Origin of the sequence: Flexilinea flocculi (assembly GCF_001192795.1) — a bacterium.
Taxonomy (GTDB): domain Bacteria; phylum Chloroflexota; class Anaerolineae; order Anaerolineales; family Anaerolineaceae; genus Flexilinea; species Flexilinea flocculi.
On sequence record NZ_DF968181.1, the window covers coordinates 641,080 to 665,371 of the forward strand.

General features: G+C 41.6%; 22 protein-coding genes. 9 read left to right on the forward strand and 13 right to left on the reverse strand.

All coding sequences use genetic code 11. From position 1 onward, the window contains the following. Position 1 precedes the first annotated feature (1 nt). The 3 genes from ATC1_RS07700 (at position 2) to ATC1_RS07710 (ending at position 3,817) form a co-directional block, all read left to right on the forward strand. Complete coding sequence (locus ATC1_RS07700; RefSeq protein ID WP_062279936.1) at positions 2–985, forward strand: ABC transporter permease; 984 nt, start codon at positions 2–4, stop codon at positions 983–985. Positions 986–1,080: 95 nt separating this feature from the next. Continuing rightward, positions 1,081–2,742, forward strand: coding sequence for a ribulokinase (locus ATC1_RS07705; RefSeq protein ID WP_082174833.1), 1,662 nt, complete (start codon positions 1,081–1,083; stop codon positions 2,740–2,742). A 187-nt stretch (positions 2,743–2,929) separates the two neighbouring features. Beyond that, positions 2,930–3,817 carry an AraC family transcriptional regulator gene (locus ATC1_RS07710; RefSeq protein WP_062279942.1) on the forward strand — a complete coding sequence of 296 codons (888 nt, stop codon included), beginning with the start codon at positions 2,930–2,932 and terminating at the stop codon, positions 3,815–3,817. A 292-nt stretch (positions 3,818–4,109) separates the two neighbouring features. Here ATC1_RS07710 and ATC1_RS07715 read toward each other — a convergent pair whose 3' ends face one another. The 5 genes from ATC1_RS07715 to ATC1_RS07735 all read right to left on the reverse strand — a co-directional run bounded on the left by ATC1_RS07715 (position 4,110) and on the right by ATC1_RS07735 (position 8,814). Beyond that, the gene (locus tag ATC1_RS07715) at positions 4,110–5,000 is read right to left on the reverse strand and encodes a helix-turn-helix transcriptional regulator (RefSeq protein WP_082174708.1); all 891 of its coding nucleotides are present in this window, start codon (positions 4,998–5,000) and stop codon (positions 4,110–4,112) included. 268 nt (positions 5,001–5,268) lie between these two features. Continuing rightward, entirely contained in the window at positions 5,269–5,949 is a 681-nt protein-coding gene (locus ATC1_RS07720) for a phosphatase PAP2 family protein (protein ID WP_062279948.1), read from the reverse strand. Positions 5,950–6,300: 351 nt separating this feature from the next. After that, entirely contained in the window at positions 6,301–7,026 is a 726-nt protein-coding gene (locus ATC1_RS07725; RefSeq protein ID WP_062284008.1) for an SAM-dependent methyltransferase, read from the reverse strand. A gap of 15 nt (positions 7,027–7,041) precedes the next feature. Then, a complete protein-coding gene (gene rsgA, locus ATC1_RS07730; protein ID WP_062279951.1) occupies positions 7,042–8,094 on the reverse strand; it encodes a ribosome small subunit-dependent GTPase A in 1,053 nt (350 codons plus the stop codon). A gap of 300 nt (positions 8,095–8,394) precedes the next feature. Next, positions 8,395–8,814 carry an OsmC family protein gene (locus tag ATC1_RS07735; RefSeq protein ID WP_062279954.1) on the reverse strand — a complete coding sequence of 140 codons (420 nt, stop codon included), beginning with the start codon at positions 8,812–8,814 and terminating at the stop codon, positions 8,395–8,397. A 951-nt stretch (positions 8,815–9,765) separates the two neighbouring features. On the opposite strand from ATC1_RS07735, the gene ATC1_RS07745 reads away from it, so the two are divergent. The 6 genes from ATC1_RS07745 (at position 9,766) to ATC1_RS07770 (ending at position 15,433) form a co-directional block, all read left to right on the forward strand. Next, a complete protein-coding gene (locus ATC1_RS07745) occupies positions 9,766–10,878 on the forward strand; it encodes an ABC transporter substrate-binding protein (protein ID WP_407920570.1) in 1,113 nt (370 codons plus the stop codon). Positions 10,879–11,206: 328 nt separating this feature from the next. Next, on the forward strand, positions 11,207–12,088 hold the full coding sequence (locus tag ATC1_RS07750) for a branched-chain amino acid ABC transporter permease (RefSeq protein ID WP_062279963.1): 882 nt from the start codon (positions 11,207–11,209) through the stop codon (positions 12,086–12,088). Then, complete coding sequence (locus ATC1_RS07755) at positions 12,085–13,185, forward strand: branched-chain amino acid ABC transporter permease (protein ID WP_062279965.1); 1,101 nt, start codon at positions 12,085–12,087, stop codon at positions 13,183–13,185. The genes ATC1_RS07750 and ATC1_RS07755 overlap by 4 nt, the downstream gene beginning before the upstream one ends. Continuing rightward, positions 13,175–14,017, forward strand: coding sequence for an ABC transporter ATP-binding protein (locus tag ATC1_RS07760; protein WP_062279968.1), 843 nt, complete (start codon positions 13,175–13,177; stop codon positions 14,015–14,017). Before ATC1_RS07755 ends, ATC1_RS07760 begins: the two co-directional genes overlap by 11 nt. Then, positions 14,010–14,726 carry an ABC transporter ATP-binding protein gene (locus ATC1_RS07765; RefSeq protein ID WP_062279971.1) on the forward strand — a complete coding sequence of 239 codons (717 nt, stop codon included), beginning with the start codon at positions 14,010–14,012 and terminating at the stop codon, positions 14,724–14,726. The genes ATC1_RS07760 and ATC1_RS07765 overlap by 8 nt, the downstream gene beginning before the upstream one ends. 191 nt (positions 14,727–14,917) lie before the next feature. Then, positions 14,918–15,433, forward strand: a complete 516-nt coding sequence (locus ATC1_RS07770; protein WP_062279974.1) for a nucleoside deaminase — start codon at positions 14,918–14,920, stop codon at positions 15,431–15,433. On the opposite strand, the gene ATC1_RS07775 is transcribed toward ATC1_RS07770, so the two are convergent. From ATC1_RS07775 to ATC1_RS07810, 8 genes are all read right to left on the reverse strand, one after another. Continuing rightward, positions 15,363–15,884 carry a (2Fe-2S)-binding protein gene (locus ATC1_RS07775; protein ID WP_082174834.1) on the reverse strand — a complete coding sequence of 174 codons (522 nt, stop codon included), beginning with the start codon at positions 15,882–15,884 and terminating at the stop codon, positions 15,363–15,365. The genes ATC1_RS07770 and ATC1_RS07775 overlap by 71 nt on opposite strands. 128 nt (positions 15,885–16,012) lie before the next feature. Then, a complete protein-coding gene (locus ATC1_RS07780) occupies positions 16,013–16,846 on the reverse strand; it encodes an FAD binding domain-containing protein (RefSeq protein WP_062279978.1) in 834 nt (277 codons plus the stop codon). A 168-nt stretch (positions 16,847–17,014) separates the two neighbouring features. Continuing rightward, entirely contained in the window at positions 17,015–17,512 is a 498-nt protein-coding gene (locus ATC1_RS07785) for a hypothetical protein (RefSeq protein WP_062279982.1), read from the reverse strand. Then, positions 17,509–18,450: an ABC transporter permease gene (locus ATC1_RS07790; RefSeq protein WP_062279985.1), complete on the reverse strand. Its 942-nt coding sequence runs from the start codon at positions 18,448–18,450 to the stop codon at positions 17,509–17,511. The genes ATC1_RS07785 and ATC1_RS07790 overlap by 4 nt, the downstream gene beginning before the upstream one ends. After that, positions 18,443–19,507 carry an ABC transporter permease gene (locus ATC1_RS07795; protein WP_201777259.1) on the reverse strand — a complete coding sequence of 355 codons (1,065 nt, stop codon included), beginning with the start codon at positions 19,505–19,507 and terminating at the stop codon, positions 18,443–18,445. The genes ATC1_RS07790 and ATC1_RS07795 overlap by 8 nt, the downstream gene beginning before the upstream one ends. Next, complete coding sequence (locus ATC1_RS07800; protein ID WP_152024264.1) at positions 19,488–21,029, reverse strand: ABC transporter ATP-binding protein; 1,542 nt, start codon at positions 21,027–21,029, stop codon at positions 19,488–19,490. The genes ATC1_RS07795 and ATC1_RS07800 overlap by 20 nt, the downstream gene beginning before the upstream one ends. Before the next feature lie 121 nt (positions 21,030–21,150). Beyond that, entirely contained in the window at positions 21,151–22,152 is a 1,002-nt protein-coding gene (locus ATC1_RS07805; RefSeq protein WP_062279988.1) for a BMP family lipoprotein, read from the reverse strand. 18 nt (positions 22,153–22,170) lie between these two features. After that, on the reverse strand, positions 22,171–24,291 hold the full coding sequence (locus tag ATC1_RS07810) for a xanthine dehydrogenase family protein molybdopterin-binding subunit (protein ID WP_152024265.1): 2,121 nt from the start codon (positions 24,289–24,291) through the stop codon (positions 22,171–22,173). Position 24,292: the final 1 nt, after the last annotated feature.

Here is a 24,292-nt window from a genome sequence, read left to right on the forward strand (position 1 = left end):
CATGAACAAAAGTATTGGTGTAAATAGTAATTATTTAAAGAAGAATCCAGTTTCGACTTTTGTTAAGAATAATTTAGGAATTCTAATCGGTTTGTTAGCCTTATGTGTTGTTTTGACATTTACAACTGATTATTTTATGACCGGTAAAAATCTTCTGACTGTATTACGACAAATTTGTATTAATGTCTTATTGGCATTTGGAATGACATTTGTATTAATCGTAGGTGGAATTGATTTAACGGTTGGCTCAGTTGTTGGAGCAAGCGGTGTAGCAGTTGTTATGTTGATTGAAGCTGGATTTCCAATTGCATTAGCAGTTTTACTGGCCTTATTTTTAGGAGGTCTTGTCGGTTTGATAAATGGAGTTATTGTTGCTTATACTGGAATGCCGGCATTTATAGTGACATTGTCCATGCAGGGTGTAGTTCGTGGAATTGCTTACATTATTACAGATGGAAGATCCGTTGCCAGTACGAATAAAGTTTTCACGACGATAGGCAACAGTTACCTTGTTGGGATCCCAGTTCCGATTTATATAGTTGTTGTTGTAATGCTGGTAATTTCTGTGATTCTATATCGCACAAGATTCGGAAGACGTATGTATGCAATCGGAGGAAACGCAACTGCTGCAAAGTTTACAGGTATCAAACTCAATGGTTTAGTTGTTCGCGTCTATATTATTTCTGCACTGCTTTCAGCATTGGCTGGTATTATACTTGCATCCCGGATGTATTCCGGTCAACCAACTGCCGGACAAGGATATGAATCCGATGCTATTGCAGCGGCAGTTTTGGGTGGAACAAGCTTTACCGGTGGAATAGGTACAATTAGTGGAACATTAATAGGTGCATTGGTAATCGGAGTCTTAAGCAATGGTTTGAACCTGCTTCATATTTCATCTTATGTTCAAATGGTGATCAAAGGTATCGTCATTATTATGGCAGTCGGAATTGACCTGTTTAAAAATCGAAATAATTCAAAATAATTAAATTTATCTATGATTTTACGAGATCTTTATTGTTGAATAGATCTGATAAATTTTTAAAAATAATTATGAAACTTTGCAATATCGGGAACCTTATGGAAAAAAATGTTGTGATCGGAGTTGATTTCGGAAGTGATTCAGTCAGATCTGTTGTCATCAATGGTAAAAACGGAGAAAAATTAGGAACGGGTGAATGTAGATACCCACGCTGGAAAAGCGGATTATATCAGAACGCTGAGATGAAAATATTCAGGCAACATCCTTTGGATTATCTTGAAAGCATGGAAATATGCATCAAGAATGCTCTTGACCAAGCTGGAGCAACGGTTCGAGAACAAGTTTTAAGTATTTCAATTGATGCGACAGGCTCAACTCCATGCCCAGTCAATCGACAAGGTGTTCCTCTAGCGATGCTTGAAGAATTTTCTGAAAATGAAAATGCGATGTTTCATCTATGGAAAGATCATTCTGCAATTGAAGAATCTCTTGAAATTAATAAAGCTTTTTCAAATTTTCGAGGAATTAATTATACGAAATACCAGGGAACTTACAGTTCGGAATGGTTTTGGGCAAAAATTCTGCATACATATCGAGTCGACCCAAAAGTAAAAGAGGCGTCTTTTTCGTGGGTTGAACATTGTGATTGGATTCCTGCAATTTTGTCAGGGCAAGCAGATCCTTTATTAATGTATCGATGTTCCTGTGCTGCAGGCCATAAAGCTTTGTGGCATAGCGAATGGCATGGATTACCAGACCGTGAGTGTCTGAATCAAATTGATCCATATTTAGCAAAGATTCATGAAAACTATGGACAGGAACCGAAACCTTCTGATCAAAAAGTGGGATACATTTGTGCAGAATGGGCTGATCGATTGGGTTTGTCAATCGATACGATTATTGGAGGAAGTTCTATTGATGCCCATGCTGGTGCAGTTGGCGCTGGGATTGACAGAAATATATTCGTTACAAATGTTGGAACCTCCACCGTTGACATGATGGTTAGTGATCCGGAACAATTAAAAGGGAAGAATATAGTTTACGCAAGCGGACAAGCAGAAGATTCGATTTTGCCAGGACTTGTTGGTATCGAAGCAGGTCAGGCGGCATTCGGTGATATCTATGCTTGGTTTACAAGTTTACTGATGTGGCCTTTATCGAATTTATTGAATCGTTCATCAGTTATTTTGGAAAATCAAAAACAATTATTGATAAATGAACTCAATGAAAAACTCATTGATGAACTGGCATATAATGCTGGTAATCTTGAAATAACTGGCGCAATGACAGCGTTGGATTGGTTTAATGGTAGGAGATATCCTTATTCCAACGAATATGTTAAGGGAGCTATTTGCGGACTCTCCCTGTCTTCAGATGCTCCTTTGATTTTTCAATCGTTAGTCTTGGGGACAATTTTTGGACTCAGAAGAATTGTAGAAAGCTGGACAAATGAAGGTTTAAGGATCGATCAGATGATTGCAGTTGGAGGAATTGCAAAAAAATCCGCATATGTAATGCAATTAATGGCAGACGTCCTTTCATATCCAATCAATATTGCTTCTTCGGACCAGACTTGTGCTACCGGAGCAGCAATTTATGCTGCAGTTGCCGGTGGTTTATATTCAACAATTCAACAAGCTCAGAAACAAATCTGTGAGGGATTTGAGAAAACATATTATCCAGACCATTCAAAAAAAGATGCCTTGAATAAGGCATATCATCGGTATTGCGAGTTTGGATCTTTTATTGAACAATTTTGATTTAAGAATGTTTTGTAGTAAAAACGAGAATGATAACAGGCAATTCGAAATATTTTTTGTATATTTCACCCGTTTCAGGGAAAAAAATAAAAATAAATTACTTCTTCATATTTGAAAAGGCATTCTGAATTTCGAATTACTGAATAAAAAGTTAATAGTTTAATTCAGAAAACAGATTGAAGGATTGATGGCAAATTTTATCATTCGAAATGAAAACCTGATGGAAGAACGTGTTTTTGGAGATTATTCATTTCCATTAGAAATTTTTTATAATATTCTTTCCATATTTGAACATGGATTTGTTGATCCACACTGGCATTCAGAATTGGAATTAACGATTGTTCAAAACGGTGAAATGGAATATCAGGTAAATGATAAAATTTATGAATTAAAAGCAGGTTCGGGTGTTTTTGTAAATTCGAAAAGTTTACATACAGCGCGCCCTTATCCTGATCGAGATTGCGTTTTTTATTCAATCGTCTTTAACCCAATTCTCATTTTGAGCCATGAAAATAGCAAATTGAATCATTACATCGATGAGTTAACCGATTCGAATGATTTTCCTTCTTTCTTATTTGATCCCGAGGTCGATTGGCAGAATTCGCTTTTGGAGATTCTTGAAAAAATCAGTCAGATTTACCAGAAACACGAAATTGGTTACGACTTGACCATTAAAGGAAAATTATGTGAATTCTGGTCAATCTTTTATAACGGAACATTTCCTTTTTTACAGAATCGAAAACTCTTTGAAGCAAAAAATATACAGCAGATGAAGCGGATGCTTGCCTTTATACAGGATAATTACACTGAAAAATTGACCTTGGAAGATATCGCTGAATCGGCGAATGTTAGCAAAAGTGAATGCTGCAGATTGTTTAAAAAAGTGATGAAGCAATCACCGGTTGGTTATCTGATTGATTATCGGATCCAAAAGAGTATTCCTCTAATTTTGTCAAAAAATTTTACGATTACTCAGATAGCCGAAAAGGTTGGATTTGGAAATTCTTGTTATTTTTCTGAAATGTTTCGAAGAGTAATTCATTGTTCTCCTTCGGGTTATCAGAAAAAACATTAATGATAACATTTATAAACAATGCTGATTAAAGAAAATCTCAATTTCTGCGAAATAAGGATGAATACGCAAGATTTATTTAATTAACTTAAAATATTATTCGACCTTTCGAACATATTTGCTTCCAAGAAATTTGAAATTCTTAATATTAAAGGAAAATTAAAAAAAAATCGAAACGGCATGAACAAACACATACCGTTTCCAGAAAACAAATCAATAATCCTGAAAAAAAATTGTTTAAAAATCAATTTAATAATTATTGAAATCTTCTGTAATTAAAACCTTTTTAGTACATTCAGGCTATTCCATTTTTTCTTTTAACAGCACGAAGTTCGATGTAACCGCGGATTCCTCGTGGTTCCAATTGGATGCGTGGACTTGAATCATCCCATTCAAAACCAATGATGGAAGGATCGTATCGGTCCATCGCCTGTTGCACTGCTTGAATGGCTTCGCAATATTTCTCTTCTTCGAATGGTTCCCCCTGAAACATAAGATATTCTTTTTCCGGAAGGATAATAACGTCAAATCCTTCCGGTATAACACCATGATAATCGGGAGTCACTTCGACACCCTGCACATAGGTTGAGGTATGCGGTTTCTTATAAAATTCCGGCAACCACATTGAAACCGGTTCACCATCTAATGAATTCATACTCAATAGAAGATTCCACACGTCGCAACCTACCTCCTCGCAGTAAGAAAAGTAATCTTCTGCCTGAAGACCACGTTTGACAAGGACTTTGCGTTCCGGTTTTCGGATCGCCTGCACAAAAACACATTGTAAGTTTTCCATAGTAACAGGTTCCTTTCTGACTTCTCTGAATTTAACACCATATGGATTGAAAAGGATGATCGGAATCGATTCTTTGACGTATTCACTGGGATTACAGCCAAATTCTCGAAAAAATGCTCTCTGATACCCATCTACACTTCCGAAACCAAGTTCAAATGCGACATCAGCAATCCGTAAACCATGATTTTTCAAATACAATGCGGATTTTGAGAGGCGTAAACGGCGGATGTATGCAGACGGTGTCAGACCGGTATACTGTTGAAATAAGCGATAAGAATACCATGGCGAAAAGAACGATACCCGAGATAGATCAGCCATCGTGATCTCATCTTGCAGATGGGTGTCGATGTAATCCTGCATTTTCTGTACAGCCAAAATTTGTTCCTGCATCTTTTCATCTCCAAACATCATCATTCTAAAGCCAGAAAATGAATGCTTCTCGACTTTCTTTGCTATTTTTCGAAAATTGAATTTGCTCCTTTCGTGTGCAGGTGTTTAAGATCAAATAAACCTTCTTAAATTTCGGAATTCTTTTTGATATTATTGAAAAAGATACTGAACCAGTTGATGATTTCATTTCACCAAAAACTGAAAAGGATTGCTGTTGTTTAAAAAAACTATCGGGTGAAAAAACGGCAGCAATCCGATTTATTGTTTTTTATTGGATTGAATCGGACATCAATAAATGGCTAATAAGATGTCTCAAATCGAATTTTAATACAAAGGAACAGAAACGTATTTTCTGATATTTAACAAGAATTTTATACGTATTACGGGTGATTGTATACGCGATTCCTGCTGAAAAAAGTCCGATCAGCAATGCTGCAATGACATCGGAAGGGTAATGCACCATCAGATAAATCCGGGAAATACTCATCAGCAAAACATAAACAACAGCCGGGATGAGAAATTTCTTTCCCCTTGCAAAATAAAGCGCCATCATCCCGGACATTGCAGCGGTAACATGTCCGGAAGGAAATGAAAAATCTTCTTCGAATGGTGCGCCAATATACTGCCACCAGCTTTTGAATATCGTTCCCGATTCAAACGGTCTTAATCGGGCTACCTCATCTTTTATAAGGACATTCGAAATCAGTGCTCCGCAACAAACTGCACCAAAAAGACAAATCCCGGTTTTCCGAGTTGTTGAAAAACACATCAAAATTGCTGCTGTCAGGAAAATCAGCAACCCTTTTTCTCCAATCAGACTGATTCCTTTCATCACCGGAGATAAGATCCCGCCGGTTGTCTGTGCCAGTGAATGCATTGCATTCATGATAGCAAAATCAAAGCTGGCGAATGCAGTATTCAACCATGTTGCTATCCATGTAAATTCCATCGTTTGATTAACCTTCTTTCTTAGATACTATGCAATTCCGGATTGCATTCGTATTCTCTTTTGGAAAGTGAAATCAAACAAGAAACGGGCTTTCACGATAACGATACGTTTCGTATCATCTCATGAAAAAGCTGTGATGGCAATAAGAACCTGGTATTTGTAAAAAAAAACTGATGGGAATCAGATTGGTTGTTTATTTTTCGAAACTAAATCGAAATATCGAATTGCTATTCGAATCCATCGGAGTAAATTTGTTATTGGGATGATTTTCGCTTTGCGCAAAATCATCCCAATAACAACGAATCTTCACGATTATTTGAATTGCTTTGAAGAAGTAATTTATCGCCAGTTTTAAGAATTTACCCGTTTTCGAAGGATCATTGCGACAAAATTCATGTATTTTCCACCGCCAGCGTTCATCGATGCTCGATCTTCGATCACATACGGATTGTTTTGTTTTAACCAATCTGCCCAAACTTCCTCATTGCTCTCCATTTCATGTACAGAAATGACTTCTGCAGAGCGGCTTTGGTGAACGATATTTTCCCAATAGATGGTATCGTGAATGGTATCCAATTGTTCTGGTGTCCATGACAAAAGCAACGCTTTCGGTAAGTTCTGATGACAATCTTTCTTCATCCCAGGTATCGCTATGTACACATATCCGCCAGGTTTCAGAAATGGCAATAACTTTTCATCAAGATATTTTGGATCATGCCCAAAATAATGGTAAGAATCAATGCTTACGACAGCATCAAAAAAATCTTTTTCGAAATTCAGATGGAGCGCATCCATTTTGACAGGATGTATTTTCTGGTCTGACAGCCCATGCTCTTCAAAAAAATGACGGTTTTCTTCTGGATTACTCCAGAGATCTGCCGCCCAAACATTGAAATTGTATTCTTTCACCAGAAACAAGCTGGTTAATCCTTGCCCGCAGCCCAAATCGCAGACAAGACTGCCAACAGGGATTTGATGATTGAGTAATAATTCCTCTAAAATTTTTATCGGATTTGGTCCCATAATTTTTGTCATAAATTCAGATGTTTCATATTTTCTGCTTTTTGTATATAGGATCATTCTCTCTCCGGTTTATTTTCGAAGTGATTTATTCAGTTTAGCGATTTCTTTATATTTTTTTTCCTTCTTTGTGAAGTAATCTTTCGCATCTTCCATGAAAGCGTTTTCCGACTGCAATTTCTGATACGATTTCCATCGTTCAGCAGAAAGATTCCCGTTTTGGATTGCAGAAAGGACGGCACAACCCGGTTCACAAGTATGGGTGCAATCTTTGTAGCGGCAATCATTTATAATCGCTTCAATATCAGTAAAAGTCTTTTCCAAACCACTCGCTGAATCCCACATTCCAAGTTCACGGATGCCGGGAGTGTCTATGATCATTCCGCCTGATGGCAACAATATCAATTCTCGGCGCGTTGTTGTATGACGGCCTTTATCGTCACCGCGGATTTCTTGGGTATCCTGATGGTTTTTACCAAGTAGCAGATTGATCAAAGTGGATTTTCCAACACCAGAGGATCCAAGCATTGCTGTTGTTACTCCTTCTTTGAGATATGGCAGAATTTTTTGATATCCGTCTTTTCCCATACTCGATGTAATCAGCACATCGGCGCCGTTTGCTGTCAGCTCAACCTCGTATTGTTTGCTCTTGACATCATCACAAAGGTCGGCTTTCGTCAGTACAATCACTGGAACAGCGCCGCTGTTCCATCCGATGGAGAGGAAGCGTTCCAGGCGTCTCAAATTGAAATCATTGTTCAGGGACATGCAGATAAATAACGTATCAATATTGGCAGCTACAACCTGTTCCGTGAAATTGGTTCCGGCATTTTTCCGCATGAAAACACTTTTCCTCGGCAAAATTTGATGAATGACTGCACGATTGCTGTTTTCGATGCTGTTGAGCATGACGAAATCTCCTACAGCAGGGTATTCTGAAGGAGTATTAATCTGGTAACGGTACTTGCCTGAGATTTCCGCGATCTGTTCACCGCATGATGTAATGACTCGATAAAACCCTTTTTCCTGTGACACGATGCGTCCGACAGAATATTCCGGATATTGGCGCATCAAGGTTTCATATCGATCGGTCAGACCATATTTTGCCAGGTCGATCGTGCTCATAAAATGGCCTCGTTTAGGAGTGAGTCTGAAATTTGTTCGATGTGGTTAATGATAATAATCGTCATCATTTTTTTTCTCAAAATAATCGTAAAAAATAGAAACAAAAGCAATTTTTTCCCCAAATGTCGAATCGCTGGTCAATAGTTCGATTCGTAGAAACGGAAGAAAACCGAGATTTTCGATTTTCTTCCGTTTGAGTATCTTATGAATTATGGCAACGATACATAAAATCTGATCGATGCTTTGAAAAAGAGTTCCTTGGATCTACAACAAGAATCCAGATTGGAAAACAGCTTCCCCTTATACGATTAGTTTTGCAGAAAGGTTAATTTCTACTGCAGAAAGCGCCTTGGATACTGGACAATCCTTCTTTGCAGATTCAGCTAATTTGAGGAATTCAGATTCCTGAATACCTGGGACAATTCCTTCTGTCGTTAAATCAATCGCTGCGATAATCGGACCGGCTTTTAAATGCACCTTTGCAGTAGTATGCAGTTGTTTTGGCGGAAAACCGGCATCTGTGAGTAATGCAGATAGGAACATGGTAAAACAGCCTGCATGAGCTGCGCCGATCAATTCTTCCGGATTCGTTCCCGGCGCTTCTTCAAATCGGGAAGAAAATGAATAGGAACCTTCATAAGCTCCGCTTCCTAATTTCATCGTTCCCCGACCTTCTTTTAATGTGCCTTTCCATTCGGCATGGGCAGATCTCACGGTCATGATAATCTCCTTCTTTCAATAATTAGAAAAGTGTACTAAGCAATTCAATATGAGCAAAATTACAATAGAGGCAATCGTACTCAATTGATTAGCAGCGATCCGTAATACGGAATTAATTCTTTATTGTTCTTATGCTTTTACGTGAAGTAAAAAAAGCATAAGAACAACCTATTTCCATCCTTTATTCGATAGAGCAATCCATATTTTGAATTGCTGAAGCGGACTGCTTTCTATTGATTTAATAAGTTTATCATTGGAACCGAAATTAATTGCAATTGCAATTCGAAATGATCTGCTTCCCGAAAAATGTACTGTTACGAATGTTAGTCGCATAGAAGATTAGGAGGAGCGACGACATACGGGAACGGTATACAGAAGAACAAATCATCCGCACACTCAAAGCCCATAAAAGGAGGAGAAGTATCCGGGAACTTTGCCGTGAATAGTCCCATTGTCCTTGAATATTCCGCGTGAGATTGAATCCCGTAGCGGCGGGAAATTAGCTGTTTATCTAATCTATCGTCAGGGTCTCGTATCGTAAGGGCGAAGCATCCGACATGAGCGATTCATGGTGAAGATCGAGACGGTTGTCGGACGCTTCGCCTCTGCAACGGATGTAATGTTGGAATGGCAAACAACAGGGTGATTCTATGAAAAAAAGTACCGTAAGTGTTTAATGCAAAAAAAAAAGTGAAAAAACGATCGCTACCCCCAAACAGGTTTCCCTTTTTCTTTATTCCAAGTTGCATTTACTATTTCTGTTCACGCAAATTTCGAATTGATGAAAATATTGTCAATCCTGATCTTGCATGCTATAATTTTTCAGGTACAAACACATCAATGCGCTATATTGTTTTAAACGCCAGACGGTTCATCGTTTTGGCATAAATATAAGGGAGGAATATGAAAAAGTTTGCTTCATTATTTGTTCTTGTAGTTGTTTTTGCAGCAATGCTGACTGGCTTTGCATACGCAGCGGATGACGAGATTACCATCGGCGTTTTTGAACCTGTAACTGGCGAAAACGGCGGTGGCGGTTTCCAGGAAGTCCTTGGTATCCGCTATGCAAATGAAGTCTATCCAACAGTCGAAGTCGGTGGAAAGACCTATAACATAAAGCTTTTTGAGGTTGACAACAAGAGTGATAAGACTGAAGCAGTAACCGCTGCTCAAAACCTCGTTAGCCAGGGTGTTAAGGCAGTAGTTGGTTCCTATGGTTCCGGTGTTTCGATTGCTGCGGGTGAAATCTTTGCTGAAGCACAGATTCCTGCGATGGGCGCATCTTGTACCAATCCTCAGGTTACATTAGGCAATGATTACTATTTCCGCGTTGCTTTCCTGGATCCTTTCCAGGGTACTGTTATGGCAAACTATGCATTTCAGAATGGCGCCAAGACTGCAGCTGTCATTACACAACTCGGCGATGATTATTCCTCAGGTTTGGGAAGCTTCTTTGTGAACGCGTTTACAAAATTGGCTGGTGAAGGTTCTGTCGTTTCTCAGGAACAATTCCAGACCAATCAAACCGATTTCAAGGCAATCCTTACCAACGTAAAAGCAGCCAATCCGGATGTAATTTTTGCTCCATCATCCATTGCCACAGCTCCGTTGATTATCAAACAGGCTCGTGAATTAGGAATTACCGCAAAAATTATGGGTGGCGATACATGGGAAAATGTGACCATTATCGAAAATGCTGGTGCAGATGCCGAAGGTATTGTTCTTTCCACATTCTTTGATGAAGCAGATCCTGCTACCGATGAAGCGAAGAAATTCGTTCCCGGATTTAAAGAATATCTTGTCAAGAATAATCAACCAGACGTGATTCCGGCAGTTTCTGCTCTTGGATATGATGCTTATCTGGCGATTTTAACAGCAATCAAAAATGCCGATTCAGTTGATTCAGTTGCCATTCGCGATGCATTGGTAACAACCGAATTTAACGGTGTAACTGGTCAAATTTCATTCGATGAGAATGGTGACGCTGTAAAACAACTGGCAGTAATTAAGACAGTCGAAGGCGGCGCATTCAAATTCTTGCAGACAGTGACGGTTGCAGAATAATTTGTAACTATGTTGGGAAAATGGTGTTGCCTGGACTCGCTTTCTTTAAGTTTCTGGGCAACACAGAATTATCCAGCGAGATAAAAAGGTGCCACAGGCACCTTTTTAGGTATTGATTACGATATTCTTCCATGCGAAAGATTCTGCAATGACTACCATAGCGAACCAGTAATTTAAGATTTAGAAATATCTTTTATTGAGAGAAAGCGTTTGTTTCGGTCTTGTTTTGTCTACAAAGCAAAAACTACACCACAACCAATAAGCTTTCTCATATTTCGAATCAATGATAGTGTAAGCGAGTCTTAGCTGAAAAGGAGAAGTTGATTCTATGAGTTTAGCTACTTTTTTGCAACATTGTCTGACCGGAATCTCTTTAGGCGGTGCATATGCTTTAATTGCAATTGGTTACACGATGGTCTACGGGATTTTGAGGTTGATAAACTTTGCTCATGGCGATCTTTTTATGATTGCCGGATATCTGATGATTTTTACATTGGCCGATTTTCCATGGTATATTGCAATACCGATTGTATTAATTGGAACAGTCGTTATTGGAATTGTGATTGAACGATTGGCTTATAAACCGCTGCGATCTGCTCCGCGTATGTCGATCATGATCTCAGCGATTGGCGTTTCGTTATTATTGCAGAATCTTGCGACATATTTGTTTACTGCACTTCCAAGAGGTTATCCTGAAATTCCCTATTTAAAACGAATTTTCCAATTTGGCACTCTTTCGGCATCTTTTGTAACTTTTCTCACACCGATCTTAACCATGGTACTCGTTTTTCTCATGGTGATGATGATCAATAAAACAAAAATCGGTATGGCGATGAGAGCAGTTTCAAAAGATTATGAAACTGCTGAGATCATGGGAATAAAGATTAATTCTGTCGTCAGTTTTACATTTGCAATAGGATCTTTGTTGGCAGCTATCGGATCGATCTTATATTTTACGGATCGAATGTCGGTAAATCCATTCAGCGGATCACTTCCTGGTCTTAAATGTTTTGTCGCCGCAGTATTAGGAGGAATCGGAAGCATCCCTGGTGCAATGATCGGTGGTTTTATACTTGGAATTGGTGAAACGTTTTTAGTCGCGCTGGGATTCTCGACATTTAGTGATGCGTTTACATTCATATTGCTGATTGTCATGTTGTTAGTAAAGCCTACCGGATTATTTGGTGAAAAAGCTACGGAGAAGGTATAGTATCTATGAAAAAATCAACCAAGACACTCTTCAATATCATAGCGGTTTCAATAATCCTTGCAATTCTGATTTTTTTAGAGATGAATAAACGCAAATTCAGCTATGATATCTCCATCATTGAAAGAAGTATGATCTATGCAGTTGCTGCGGTTGCCATGAATTTAACCAACGGGTTTACCGGGCTATTCTCCTTAGGTCAAGCTGGTTTTATGGCGATCGGCGCTTATACTGTGGCGCTTTTGACAATTCCTGTCGAAGCACGAGCTGGCGTTTTTTATGTCACAGGTATGAACGAATTCCTGTCGAAAATTGAATTGCCATTCATTCCGGCTTTACTGTTGGGAGGATTATTTGCTGCAATCCTGGCTGGGTTAATCGGAATCCCGGTGTTGCGGTTAAAAAGCGATTATCTGGCGATTGCTACGTTAGGTTTCTCGGAAATTATTCGATCGATTATTGCAAGCCCGCAGTTGAATATGATTACAAACGGTTCGTATGGACTGAAAAAGATACCCCGTTTTTCATCGATATTTGTCCCAATAGCTCTATGTTGTTTGTGTATTCTTATTATTGTTCTGCTGATTAATTCTTCCTATGGACGCGCTTTCAAAGCGATTCGTGAGGATGAAACTGCAGCCGAAGCAATGGGAATTAATCTTTTTAAACACAAACTGACCTCGTTCATGATCAGTTCATTCTTTACCGGAGTCGCAGGCGGTTTGCTGGCCAGCTATATGGGAACGATTGATTCCGGTACCTTTAAGATAACCCTGACTTACGATATATTACTGATCGTTGTGTTGGGTGGAATGGGAAGCGTGACAGGAAGTATTTTAGGTTCGTTTTTGGTCACGGCAGGCCGTGAATGGTTGCGATTCTTTGATCAACCGCTTAAAGTAGGAAATTGGCAGGTTCCTCTGTTTCGAACGGGATTCCGGATGGTTGTTTTCTCGGTTCTATTAATGGTTGTGGTTCTCTTCTATTCGAAAGGATTAATGGGATCCAAAGAATTCAGTTGGGAAGGCCTTGTGAGATTTTTCAAAAATTTATTCACGCGCAAACAAAAATTGAATGGAGGTGTTTCGAATGGGAAATAATGTTTTAAGACTCGAGCACTGTACCATGCAGTTCGGTGGTGTCGTTGCCGTCGATAACTTTTCAATGGAAGTCAACGAACACGAAATTGTGGCATTAATTGGACCGAACGGCGCCGGAAAAACAACTGCATTCAACTTTGTAACAGGTGTTTATGAGCCAACAAATGGTAAGGTCTTTTTCCATGATGAACTGATGGTGGCTAATCATCCGGCTGGAAAAATGAAAAAACTATATAAAGGCGATCCGGATCAGATTTGTGAAAAAATCGTTCGAAAAACTCCAGATCAGATCACCAAACTGGGAATTGCACGGACGTTTCAAAATATTCGTTTGTTTAAAGCATTAACCGTTTTTGAAAATGTTCTGATCGCAAAGCATATGCATGCAAAATCCGGACTGCTAAAAACTGCGATGCATTTGAATTACAGAGAAGAGATTCAAATGCGGAAAGAAGCTATGGAATTATTGGAAATGCAGAATCTTGCTGCATATCGGAACGACATTGCTTCTTCCTTACCCTATGGGCAACAGCGTCATTTGGAAATTGCTCGTGCACTTGCGACTAATCCGACATTATTGCTTCTGGATGAACCGGCTGCCGGGATGAATCCGCAGGAAACCGATGAGCTGGCAGCTTTTATCAAAAAAACGAAAGAGGATTTTAATCTGACAGTTTTTCTGATTGAACATCATATGGACCTGGTGATGGGTATTTCTGACCGGATTTATGTGCTCGATTTTGGTAAAATGATCGCACATGGTTTGCCTGCCGATATTCAAAACAATGATCGTGTCATTCAAGCGTACCTTGGGGTGGAAGAAAATGCTTAAGATCAATCACTTAAAAGTCTCTTATGGCGGAATTAAGGCTTTAAATGATATTTCATTTGAAGTTCCGGCGGGGAAAATCGTTACTTTGATTGGTGCAAATGGAGCCGGCAAGAGTACCACATTACGCTCGATCATTGGATTAGTCAAAACTGACAGCGGAGAAATCCTTTATAACGATACCAATATCGTCGGCTTGCCAACCAATAAGATTGTCGGACAGGGGATTGCGCTGGTTCCGGAAGGACGCCGTACGTTTCCCGATATGACTGTTTTGGAAAACTTGAAAATCGGGGCTTATCTGCGAACCGATAAATCTCAGATTCAGGAAGATATCGATTGGATCTATTCCATTTTTCCCCGACTCAAAGAACGTCACTGGCAGCAAGCCGGTACCTTATCCGGCGGTGAACAGCAGATGCTGGCGGTTGGCAGGGCGTTAATGAGCCGTCCGAAATTAATGATGATGGATGAACCTTCCCTGGGTTTGGCACCGATCGTCGTTCAAGAGATCTTCTCAATTATTCGGAAAATCAATCAGGATGGCGTCACAATCTTATTGATTGAACAGAATGCCAACATGGCGCTGCGGACTGCTGATTTCGGTTATGTCCTTGCGACCGGGCATATTACGATGCATGGGACCGGCAAAGAATTATTGGAGAATGAAGAAATCAGAGCCGCCTATTTAGGCAAGAAAAAGAAGAAGTGACGGATTTCAATTCGGATTTTAAAAGGGTATTGTTGACCGACTTTTAGCAAGACAATACCCTTTTTTGATTATTCAGTTGCGTATGGAAGGCTATACGAGTTCTGCTATTTGGAATATAAACCAGCCTTTTGAAATTCTCTTGGGAATTCTCATTAATTACTAATGAATTATATGGATGGACAAAAAAATATATGGAAACAAATGATAACGAACGGTTTGACTTTTTTACGTATGATCGTGATATCGCTTTTCTTCGGAGGGCAATTGCTGTATCATTTCAATCCAGAAAGGATGGAAACACTCCATTTGGCGCCATCCTGGTGGATTCAATGGGTAATGTCCTTTTAGAACAGCCGAATATGGAAATTACAACGCATGATTGCACGATGCACGCCGAATTGGGGCTGGTACGAGCAGCTTCTCAGATGTACCCGAAAGAATTCTTGTGGAACTGTTCTCTGTATACATCTTGTGAACCTTGCGCAATGTGCACCGGTGGAATTTACTGGGCGAATGTTGGCCGGATTGTTTACGCGATGACCGAAAAGGAATTGTTAGGTCTGACTGGAAGTCATGAACAAAACCCGACTTTTGACAGCGATTGCCGATCAATCCTTGCCCATGGCCAAAAAAAGATTATTGTAGTCGGTCCTTTTCCTGAACTGGTGAAAGAGGCTGCGGCTGCGCATGAGGGATATTGGAGCTGACAGCCTGCACGGCATCCACAATTGCCTGATAACCGGTACAACGGCAGAGATTCCCGGAAATTGCCCGCCTGATTTCTTCTTCAGTCGGATGCGGATTTTTATCCAGCAGCGCTTTCGCAGACAAGATCATCCCCGGTGTGCAGAACCCGCATTGAACGGCTCCGTAATCGATAAAAGCCTGCTGCAGTCGACTTAACTCTCCTTTTGCAGCCAGTCCCTCGATGGTGAGGATGTCTGCACCTTCGGCTTGAACGGCCAGGACGAGGCAGGAGTTTATCGGATTTCCATTCAACAAGACGGTGCAAGCTCCGCATTCTCCTTCTCCGCATCCTTCTTTTACACCGGTAAGCTGGAGATTTTCCCGCAGAAAATCGATCAGCCGCAGCTCACTGCGAATCTCTTTTTGAACTGTGATGCCGTTGACCCGGCATGAAATTTTCCTTAATGCCATTGATTCCCCCGAATTCATCTTGAAATTCTTACAAGCCATAAAATCGAAATATAAACGAGAATCCTTGATGTTTTTTTTGCGAAAAACGCTATTCCATCAATTTTTCCCGATGGATCTAATTTCCTGACCTACATTCCCAATCGCTGTAATAAGAATTGAAGAATGTTCCCGGCTAACTCATGACGGTACGCTGCAGTTGCGCGCACATCATCAATCGGTGAAATTTCTTTCCGGATTAACCGGATAGCTTCATGGACTGCGGTTTCCTCCATTTCATGATTCAGAAGAAATTGTTCGGTTCGAAGTGCCCGCATGGGTATCGGTGCGGCTGATCCGACTGAAATACGGATCGTTTCAAATTTCCTTTCCCGGATTTCCGCATAAACCGCTACACTGAGTATCGCGATCGCCAATGCGTTTCGTTTCCCAACTTTGTAGAAGCAGGATTTTCCTGATTGCTGCGGGATGATCAATGCGGTTAGGATTTCGTCCGGTTTGATGATTGTTTTCCCCGGGCCTGTAAAGAAATCACATAGTGCAATCCATCGTTTCCCTGATTCACTTACCAGTTCCACTTTTGCGTCCAAAGCCAACAATGCGACGATGCCATCTCCGGCAGGAGAACCGGTGACTACATTACCGCCGATAGTTGCTCGATTGCGGATCTGCGGCGCGCCCATTTCATACGCCGCTTGTTTCAGAGCAGCACAAAAAGGATAGGCGTCCAATTCTTGTTCCAGCATCGCGAATGTTGTCAATGCGCCAATCCGGAGGCAATTCTCCTCATGAGAAATACCTTTAAGAATCGATATTCCGCATATATCAATCAATGGATCGGCAGATAGTTTGTTGCGCGCTCTTTTTACCAGTAAATCGGTGCCGCCGGCGATAATGGCTGCGTTCCTCTTCGAATGCAACAAACTGACTGCTTCTTCCATACTGCTGACTGACAATACATCCATCGGATTTTCTCCTATGTGTTCTTCTTTTTGTAAACAAAAGCTCTAATTTAAAAAACAAATATTCTTCTGATTCGAAATATGAGGAGGATTACTTCTTGTTGTATTTATTTTTCAACTTTGCGAAAAAAAAGCAACAACAAGTTTTCTCTCTTTATTCGAAATTTCGAATTAATCCCATCCATTGATCAGATAATTCGGAATATGATCAAATTTTTCTAAGTAACTCCCGTCTGGAAACTCTTCAAAATCAATCATGTAGTAATTGAAATTTTCGTAGACAAACGGTACTTCATAAACCATCCCTTTTAATCGGGCAGCCTGATCGTAATATGCCGTGCCGCTCAGGTTGTCCTCAGCCATCTCAATCCGCTTGAAATTGATCCATAATGGCGTCAGATATGGATAGGAACGTTCTTTCAGAAATGCTTCAACAAATTCTTTTTCTGTGATCGTTTTCCGGTAATCTTGTGTGAGAAAAGAATAGATTCCTTCCGGTTTTGAATAATGATGATTGATTTCCTCAGCGAAAGCTCTAGCCCGTTTTTCGGCAGCGCTTTTCGATGGAAAATTGAAACCATGCTGAAACAGGAATCCGGAAAGTCCCAGAAGAATCCCTGCGCCAACGATCAGTAAAATTCTTTTTACAATTTTCTGCCGTTTGTTCATCGTTCCATTCTCGAATAGGGTTTCGTATATGCGCTGGGAAATTCAGCCTTTTTAGAGACGGTAATCAAAGCGATAATAGTTACCAGGTACGGAAGCATGAGAAGAAATTGATTCGGGATCGGTACACCGATTGCCTGAAAGCGAATTTGTAAGGCGCTGGCTATTCCAAACAGCAGGGAACCTACCATCGCCCGCAGCGGATTCCAGCGGGCAAAGACTACAACGGCAACGGCAATGAAACCACGTCCGGCAATCATTGTATCCGAAAAAGAATTCATATAGGCAATCGACATAAAAGCGCCCGATAATCCGGCAAATGCACCACCGATTATTACCGCTGTGTATCGTACTTTTGAAACATTAATTCCCTTGGAATCGGCTGCCCGCGGATGTTCGCCGACAGCTTTCACATTCAGGCCGAATGTGGTTTTTTCAAGGACAATCCAGGAAAAGACTGCCAGGATATAGGCAAGATATACGATCAGATTGTGCTGAAAAAATATCGTTCCAATATAAGGAATACTGCTCAATAACGGAATGTCGAATTTCGTCAGTGATTCAACCTGCGGCGGAAGTTTCTGAATTCCGAAAATGATCCGGTATATGAATGAGGAAAAACCGATGCCTAAAATGGTCAGCGCTGTTCCGGCAATCACCTGGTTTGCCCGGACTGTGATGCTGAGAAATGCCATGAAGGCACTGCAAATCATCCCGACGATAATCCCGCCAAGAAATCCAATGAAAAGGTTTTTTGAGAAATAGGCACAGACAAAACCGGCCATCGCGCTCATGGTCATCGTTCCTTCCAGCCCGAGGTTCAAGATTCCGGATCTTTGCGTGTAGATTTCTCCAAGCGCCGTCAATAAAATTGGTGTGGCAAGGCGGATGGTACTGGCAAATATACTGACGAAGAAAGTAGCGGTAAAGATGTTATCCATTGTGTTGATACCTGCGTTTTCTGAAAAAGGTTTGGATGCTTTCGGTTCTAAATGCAGTTCGGGTAATCACAAAAACAACAATCAGTCCCTGAATAATATCAACCAGCGAATAAGGAATTCCGGTCAGATTCTGCATCGTATTACCGCCGACAATCAGAACTGAAAAGAAATAAGCCGAAATTGCGATTCCCAGCGGATTCAGGTTTCCAAGCAAGGCAATGACAATTGCGATCGATCCATAACTGCCGGCCAAATCGGTCATCAATCGTAAGTGGATTCCATGGATTTCATTCCATCCGGCGATTCCGGAAAGTCCTCCTGAAAGCAACATCGTGATGACGATAATCTTCTTGTTATCAATACCCGCATATCGTGATACGTCATTTCCCTGACCGGCTAATTCAATTTTAAAACCGAGCGTAGATCGCCAAAACAGGAGCATCAAGAATAGAATTGCGATAGCTACGAATATGCCGGTATGCAGCCTGCCGCCGACGATCAATTTTGGCAGACGCAAAACCTTCTCGATCACCGCAGATTGCGGATAACCGAAACCGTTCGGATCCATCATCGGACCGTAGACCAAATAGGCAAGCAGGTAAGTGGCAATATAATCCAGCATGAGTGTTGTGATGACTTCATTCGCGTTAAACCGAGCCTTTAACCAGCCAGCCAGACCTCCCCAGAGTGCACCACCAATAAATGCAAAAATAAAAGAAAGAATTATCGTCGGGATCGGTGGTAATTTAAAATAAAGGCAGACAATGACGGAAAGAATTGTACCGATTGTGAACTGGCCGCCGGCACCGATGTTCCAAATCTGATTTTTGAATGCAATCGATACTCCCAGAGCCATCAGCATCAGCGGGATGGCTTTCACAAACGTTTCCGATATCCGGTATGAGTTGCTGAAGGCTCCTTCCAATAATGCAGCGTATGCCGCAATTGGATCATTCCCTGAGATGATGATCAAAATTGCGCCAGTCAGCAAGGCTCCTGAGACCATCAACAAAGCGGGAAAAATTGCCTGAATTATTTTATTGATTTTCTTTGACACCGGTGTTTTCCCCCTGTCGTTTCCCCATCATTAACAATCCGATCGTTTCCGGTTGTGATCCTTTTGGCAATATACCCATTAGCTCGCCGTTATAAATAACAGCGATGCGATCTGACAATTGTATGATTTCTTCAATATCGGCTGAAATCAATAATATTGCTGCCCCTTTGCTGCGTGCTTCGAGCAGACGTGAGCGCACATATTCTGTCGCTCCGACATCCAAACCACGCGTGGGCTGGTTCGCGATCAGAACGGAAGGCTCATCAGCAAGTTCACGGGCTAATATCACTTTTTGCTGATTGCCACCGGAGAGATCTCTGGTAATATCTTCCGTGGAATTCGTCTTGATCTGAAAATCCTGGATCATCTTTTGGGCATGATTTTTTATGTTTTTGTAATTCATCAATCCATTTTTTGCATAGGGCTGCTGGCAGAATCGTTTGATGATCAGGTTTTTGCTGACGCAGAATCCCATCGCTAAGCCCATGTTTTGCCGGTCTTCCGGAATATGAGCAACACCTTGATGGATAAAAAACGCAGGTGGTTTATTTTCGGCTTCTATTCCGTTGATGAAAATTTTTCCGCCTTCAGCCGGACGCAGTCCAGTCAGCGCCTCAGCCAATTCTTTCTGACCGTTTCCGTCAACTCCTGCCAAACCGACAATTTCTCCCTCTGAGACAGAAAGTGAAAAGTTATTTACTGCAGGAAGTCCTTTGTCGTTTTTGACCCTGAGATCTTTCATACCCAATCGTTCTTTACCTGGTTTTACGGCAGCCGGATTGAAATCAAACAGAACATCCCGTCCTACCATTAAACGGGAAAGTTCCTCTTTCGTTGTAGCGGGTGTGACTTTGAAAGAACTGATCATTTTTCCATCTCGCAGGATGGTAACATCATCCACTACGGATAAGATTTCCTCGAGTTTATGCGTGATCAGGATCATAGATTTTCCATCATCCCGCATTTGCCGCAAGATGGAAAATAGCGTTTCCGCTTCCTGGGGTGTTAAGACTGCCGTTGGTTCATCAAGAATCAGGATATTCGCTCCCTGGTAAATTGTCGTTAAAATCTCGACACGCTGCTGTTGTCCGACAGAAAGCTGCCAGATCCGGGCATAAGGATCTACCATCAGATGATATCTGTCTGAAAGCTCTCTGATTTCCGCGGCTACTTTTCGGGTGTCAAGGAATATCCCGCGGCTGGATTTTCGTCCGAGCATGATATTTTCGACCACCGTTAAAGGACGAGCAAGCATAAAATGCTGATGAACCATGCCGATTCCGGACGAGATTGCTTTTAAAGGTGAAACGATATCCGTTTTTTGTCCATGGATGTAGATTTCTCCTTCTTCCTGACGGTATAACCCGTAGAGAACGTTCATTAACGTCGTTTTCCCGGCTCCGTTTTCTCCGAGAAGTCCATGAATTGAGTTTTCCCTCAACTTAAAATCAACGGCATCATTGGCTTTGAGATGGCCGAAGATTTTCGTAATATTCCGCATTTCAACCGCGAATTTTTCCAAATCGCCTCATCTTTTTCTTTATATCGGAAGCGGAAATTTGAAAGACTTTATCAACGAATATTATCCGTAAAACAGCGCTTTCAAACTTCCGCCTTATTTCATAGAATATTGTCGTTTTCGATTATTTTGCAGCTTCGAAATCCGGCAGTTCAATCTTTCCGTCTTTTAAGTCCTGATACGTCTGTTGAACCTGTGCTTGAACATCTGCAGGAACCTTATCGGAAAGTTCATAGAAAGGCGCATAGGTTAAACCGCCATTCGGAATATTGATCCAATAGAAAAGCGGATCGGTTTTAAAGAATGCACCGCTGATGACATCATCGATGATGTTTTTGATAATCGGAGCCCATTGATAAACAACGCCGGATAAGACATTGTCCGGGGCAAGCGTATGCTGATCGGCGACATTGCCAAGTGCAAATTTACCTTTTTCTTTTGCCGCTTCAAGGACACCGAGACCGATACCATCGCCGGAATGCCAGATGATATCGACACCATCATCATACATACTGATTGCAGCTTCTTTTGCGGCTGCAGAATCATTCCAGTCACCGGTATAAACTTCTTCAATCACAATATCCGGATTGACTGATTTAGCGCCATATTTATAACCTTCATGTCCGCGGAAGATTTCAGAGACATCTGCTCCACCCACGACGCCGATTTTCCCGGTTTCACTCATCAGGCCGGCCAGAACACCCATCAAATATCCGCCGGTGTCCAGTTCGACATCATATACAGCCGTATTCGGCAGCGTCAAATAACCAGTGCCCAGACAGAAAGCTGTTTCAGGGAACATTTCGGCAACTGCAATTAAAGGTTCCTGGAATTGAAAACCATGCCCAAAAATGATGTCATAACCCTGACTGGCAAAATCCATCAGCGCTGGTTCGATATCTGCAACTTCATAGACTTTCTCAACAACGGTCACTTCGATTTTATCGGCATATTCATCCGCGACTTGCATCATTGCATCGTACATGGCCTGATTGAAGCTCATGTCATCAGCCTGACCTGGCAGAATCAGAGCGACTTTCAGTTTCTCATCGGCAGCGGAAACAGAAGCAGTAACAAGGAGCGATAACACCAATAGCACAAACAACACTTTTACAGTTTTCTTCATATGTTCCTCCATGAAAAATTATTTGTTTTTGAGAGCTGCTAAGACACTCTCATTATCTAACGGCAGAGCGTTTAACTTTGCTCCGCTAATCGATTCGACTGCTGCATTGATGGCCGGTGCAATCACAACGGTTGCCACTTCGGCTGCTCCTTTCGCCCCCATTGGGCCCGATTTTTCGTATGAGTCTACTGAAATGTTCCTGATCGGCGGGACATCCATTGCAGTGGGCATAATATAATTGGTAAAACTTTGATGCTGCGGAATACCGGCTTGATATTGCATTCCTTCACCGAAAGTATATCCGAGTGACATGACGATTCCGCCTTGAATCTGCCCATCCATGGAAAGCGGATTAATTATGTGTCCTGCTTCGGTCGCTGCGAAGATGTCAAGCAGCCTGATCTGACCACTCACCGGATTGATTTGCAGCTTTACTGCCTGGGCAATAAACGTATACATTGCATGCGGAAAACCAGGATTCGGAAAAGAAAAACTGGATTCTGGAAAAGTCGCAGATCCGATGGCTTTGGGATTGTCTGCCTTCTCTTCTTTTTTTCTGCGAAATTCTTTAGCTGCGGCGATGATTGCATTCCCTGCAATAAAAACTGATCGTGATCCGGCAGTAGATCCGCAGTCATAGGTGGTATTGGTGTCTGCCATGATTATTGTTACATTTTCCATTCGACAATCTAATACATCGGCTGCGATCGCTGTGAGTGCGGTCTTGCTGCCCTGTCCGATATCTACCAGACCGATTCGGATCACATAATGGCCTTTCTCGTTTTCAGAAATCTCGACTTTTGCAGAATCGGGAATTCCTTTTCCCAAGCCGCAGCTTAGGTAACCGGCTGCAACGCCATATCCGATGGCTGGATCTTGATTCTGTTTGTGTTCCTGCCATAATTGTGAATTTTCAACTGCTGTCAATGCTTCGCGCAGTCCGACGACATGTTCCATTTTCTGACCAAGCGTGCCGATGGATCCCTCTGTCAGCGCATTTTTTCGTCGGATTTCCAGCGGATCGATTCCTAATTGACGGGCAGCACGGCTGATCAGTGTTTCCGTTGCGAACGCTCCCTGTGGCGCACCAAATCCGCGCATGGCATGTGCCGGCGGTTTGTTGGTATATGCCAGATACACATCCAGTTTGACATTTGGAATCTGATATGGACCTCCAAAATGTTCGCTGAACAATCCCATTACAGCCGGACCAAGACCCGCATATGCTCCGGTATCGAGCCAAGCTTTGCCTTCAAAAGCTTTAAAAAATCCATCTTGTGTGAATCCGAACTTGATGTGGATATCTGCGGCATGACGTTTATACGTTCCGATAATAACTTCTGTGCGATCAAAAACAATTTTGGCCGGTTTTCCAGTCTTCAGTGTTACCAGCGCAGCAAAAACCTGATTAATATGTCCATCTTTGCCGCCAAATCCTCCGCCGACAGTTGCCGCTTGGACCTGTATCTTATCAAGCGGGAGGCCAAGCGCACGGGCAATTATGCGCCGATCGTGGAAGACATTCTGGCTGGATGTCAGCATTCTTAAGATATCGCCGTCCATATAAGCAAAGGCTGCATCGGGTTCCAGATATCCATGATCTTGAACCGGAAGAGAAAAATCATCCTCGAGAATCAGGTCACATGCAGCAAATGAATCATCCGGATCCCCTTTTGTATGATGAAATTCACTTAAAAGGTTCCCTTGATCAAATAATTTTTCTGAATTTGGAAGAATTGCTTCACGCGGGTTGTCAACAACTGGTAATTTTTGGTAGGATATTACAACTGATCGGGCTGCCTGTTGCGCTGCTTCTCTTGAATCAGCGGCGACAATGGCGATCGGTTCACCAAAGAAACGCACTCGATCCGAGGCCAGAACTGGCTGGTCATTAATGATATCCTCAATGATATTTTCGGAAAGATCCGCAGCAGTAAAGACATAAACGTCATCCGAAACGCTGCTGGTATCCAGTGCGGTAATCATTGCATGCGGTTCGCTTGAGCGGATGACGGCTAATTCCAGCATTCCGGGCATCGAGTAATCTCCGGCGTACCTGGCTTTTCCGGTTACTTTTTCCCAACCGTCAACCCTGCCAAGCCTTTTTCCGACATAATTTGACAGATTTGGATCGTCCAAT

Bases quoted from the DNA above. Each gene is read 5' to 3' on its own strand.
- ATC1_RS07700 (WP_062279936.1), top strand. From the start codon at position 2: ATGAACAAAAGTATTGGTGTAAATAGTAATTATTTAAAGAAGAATCCA.
- ATC1_RS07750 (WP_062279963.1), top strand. From the start codon at position 11,207: ATGAGTTTAGCTACTTTTTTGCAACATTGTCTGACCGGAATCTCTTTA.
- ATC1_RS07770 (WP_062279974.1), top strand. From the start codon at position 14,918: ATGGAAACAAATGATAACGAACGGTTTGACTTTTTTACGTATGATCGT.
- ATC1_RS07705 (WP_082174833.1), top strand. From the start codon at position 1,081: ATGGAAAAAAATGTTGTGATCGGAGTTGATTTCGGAAGTGATTCAGTC.
- ATC1_RS07735 (WP_062279954.1), bottom strand. From the start codon at position 8,814: ATGACCGTGAGATCTGCCCATGCCGAATGGAAAGGCACATTAAAAGAA.
- ATC1_RS07780 (WP_062279978.1), bottom strand. From the start codon at position 16,846: ATGGATGTATTGTCAGTCAGCAGTATGGAAGAAGCAGTCAGTTTGTTG.
- rsgA (WP_062279951.1), bottom strand. From the start codon at position 8,094: ATGAGCACGATCGACCTGGCAAAATATGGTCTGACCGATCGATATGAA.
- ATC1_RS07785 (WP_062279982.1), bottom strand. From the start codon at position 17,512: ATGAACAAACGGCAGAAAATTGTAAAAAGAATTTTACTGATCGTTGGC.
- ATC1_RS07790 (WP_062279985.1), bottom strand. From the start codon at position 18,450: ATGGATAACATCTTTACCGCTACTTTCTTCGTCAGTATATTTGCCAGT.
- ATC1_RS07710 (WP_062279942.1), top strand. From the start codon at position 2,930: ATGGCAAATTTTATCATTCGAAATGAAAACCTGATGGAAGAACGTGTT.
- ATC1_RS07760 (WP_062279968.1), top strand. From the start codon at position 13,175: ATGGGAAATAATGTTTTAAGACTCGAGCACTGTACCATGCAGTTCGGT.
- ATC1_RS07765 (WP_062279971.1), top strand. From the start codon at position 14,010: ATGCTTAAGATCAATCACTTAAAAGTCTCTTATGGCGGAATTAAGGCT.
- ATC1_RS07805 (WP_062279988.1), bottom strand. From the start codon at position 22,152: ATGAAGAAAACTGTAAAAGTGTTGTTTGTGCTATTGGTGTTATCGCTC.
- ATC1_RS07745 (WP_407920570.1), top strand. From the start codon at position 9,766: ATGCTGACTGGCTTTGCATACGCAGCGGATGACGAGATTACCATCGGC.
- ATC1_RS07720 (WP_062279948.1), bottom strand. From the start codon at position 5,949: ATGGAATTTACATGGATAGCAACATGGTTGAATACTGCATTCGCCAGC.
- ATC1_RS07775 (WP_082174834.1), bottom strand. From the start codon at position 15,884: ATGGCATTAAGGAAAATTTCATGCCGGGTCAACGGCATCACAGTTCAA.
- ATC1_RS07715 (WP_082174708.1), bottom strand. From the start codon at position 5,000: ATGCAGGAACAAATTTTGGCTGTACAGAAAATGCAGGATTACATCGAC.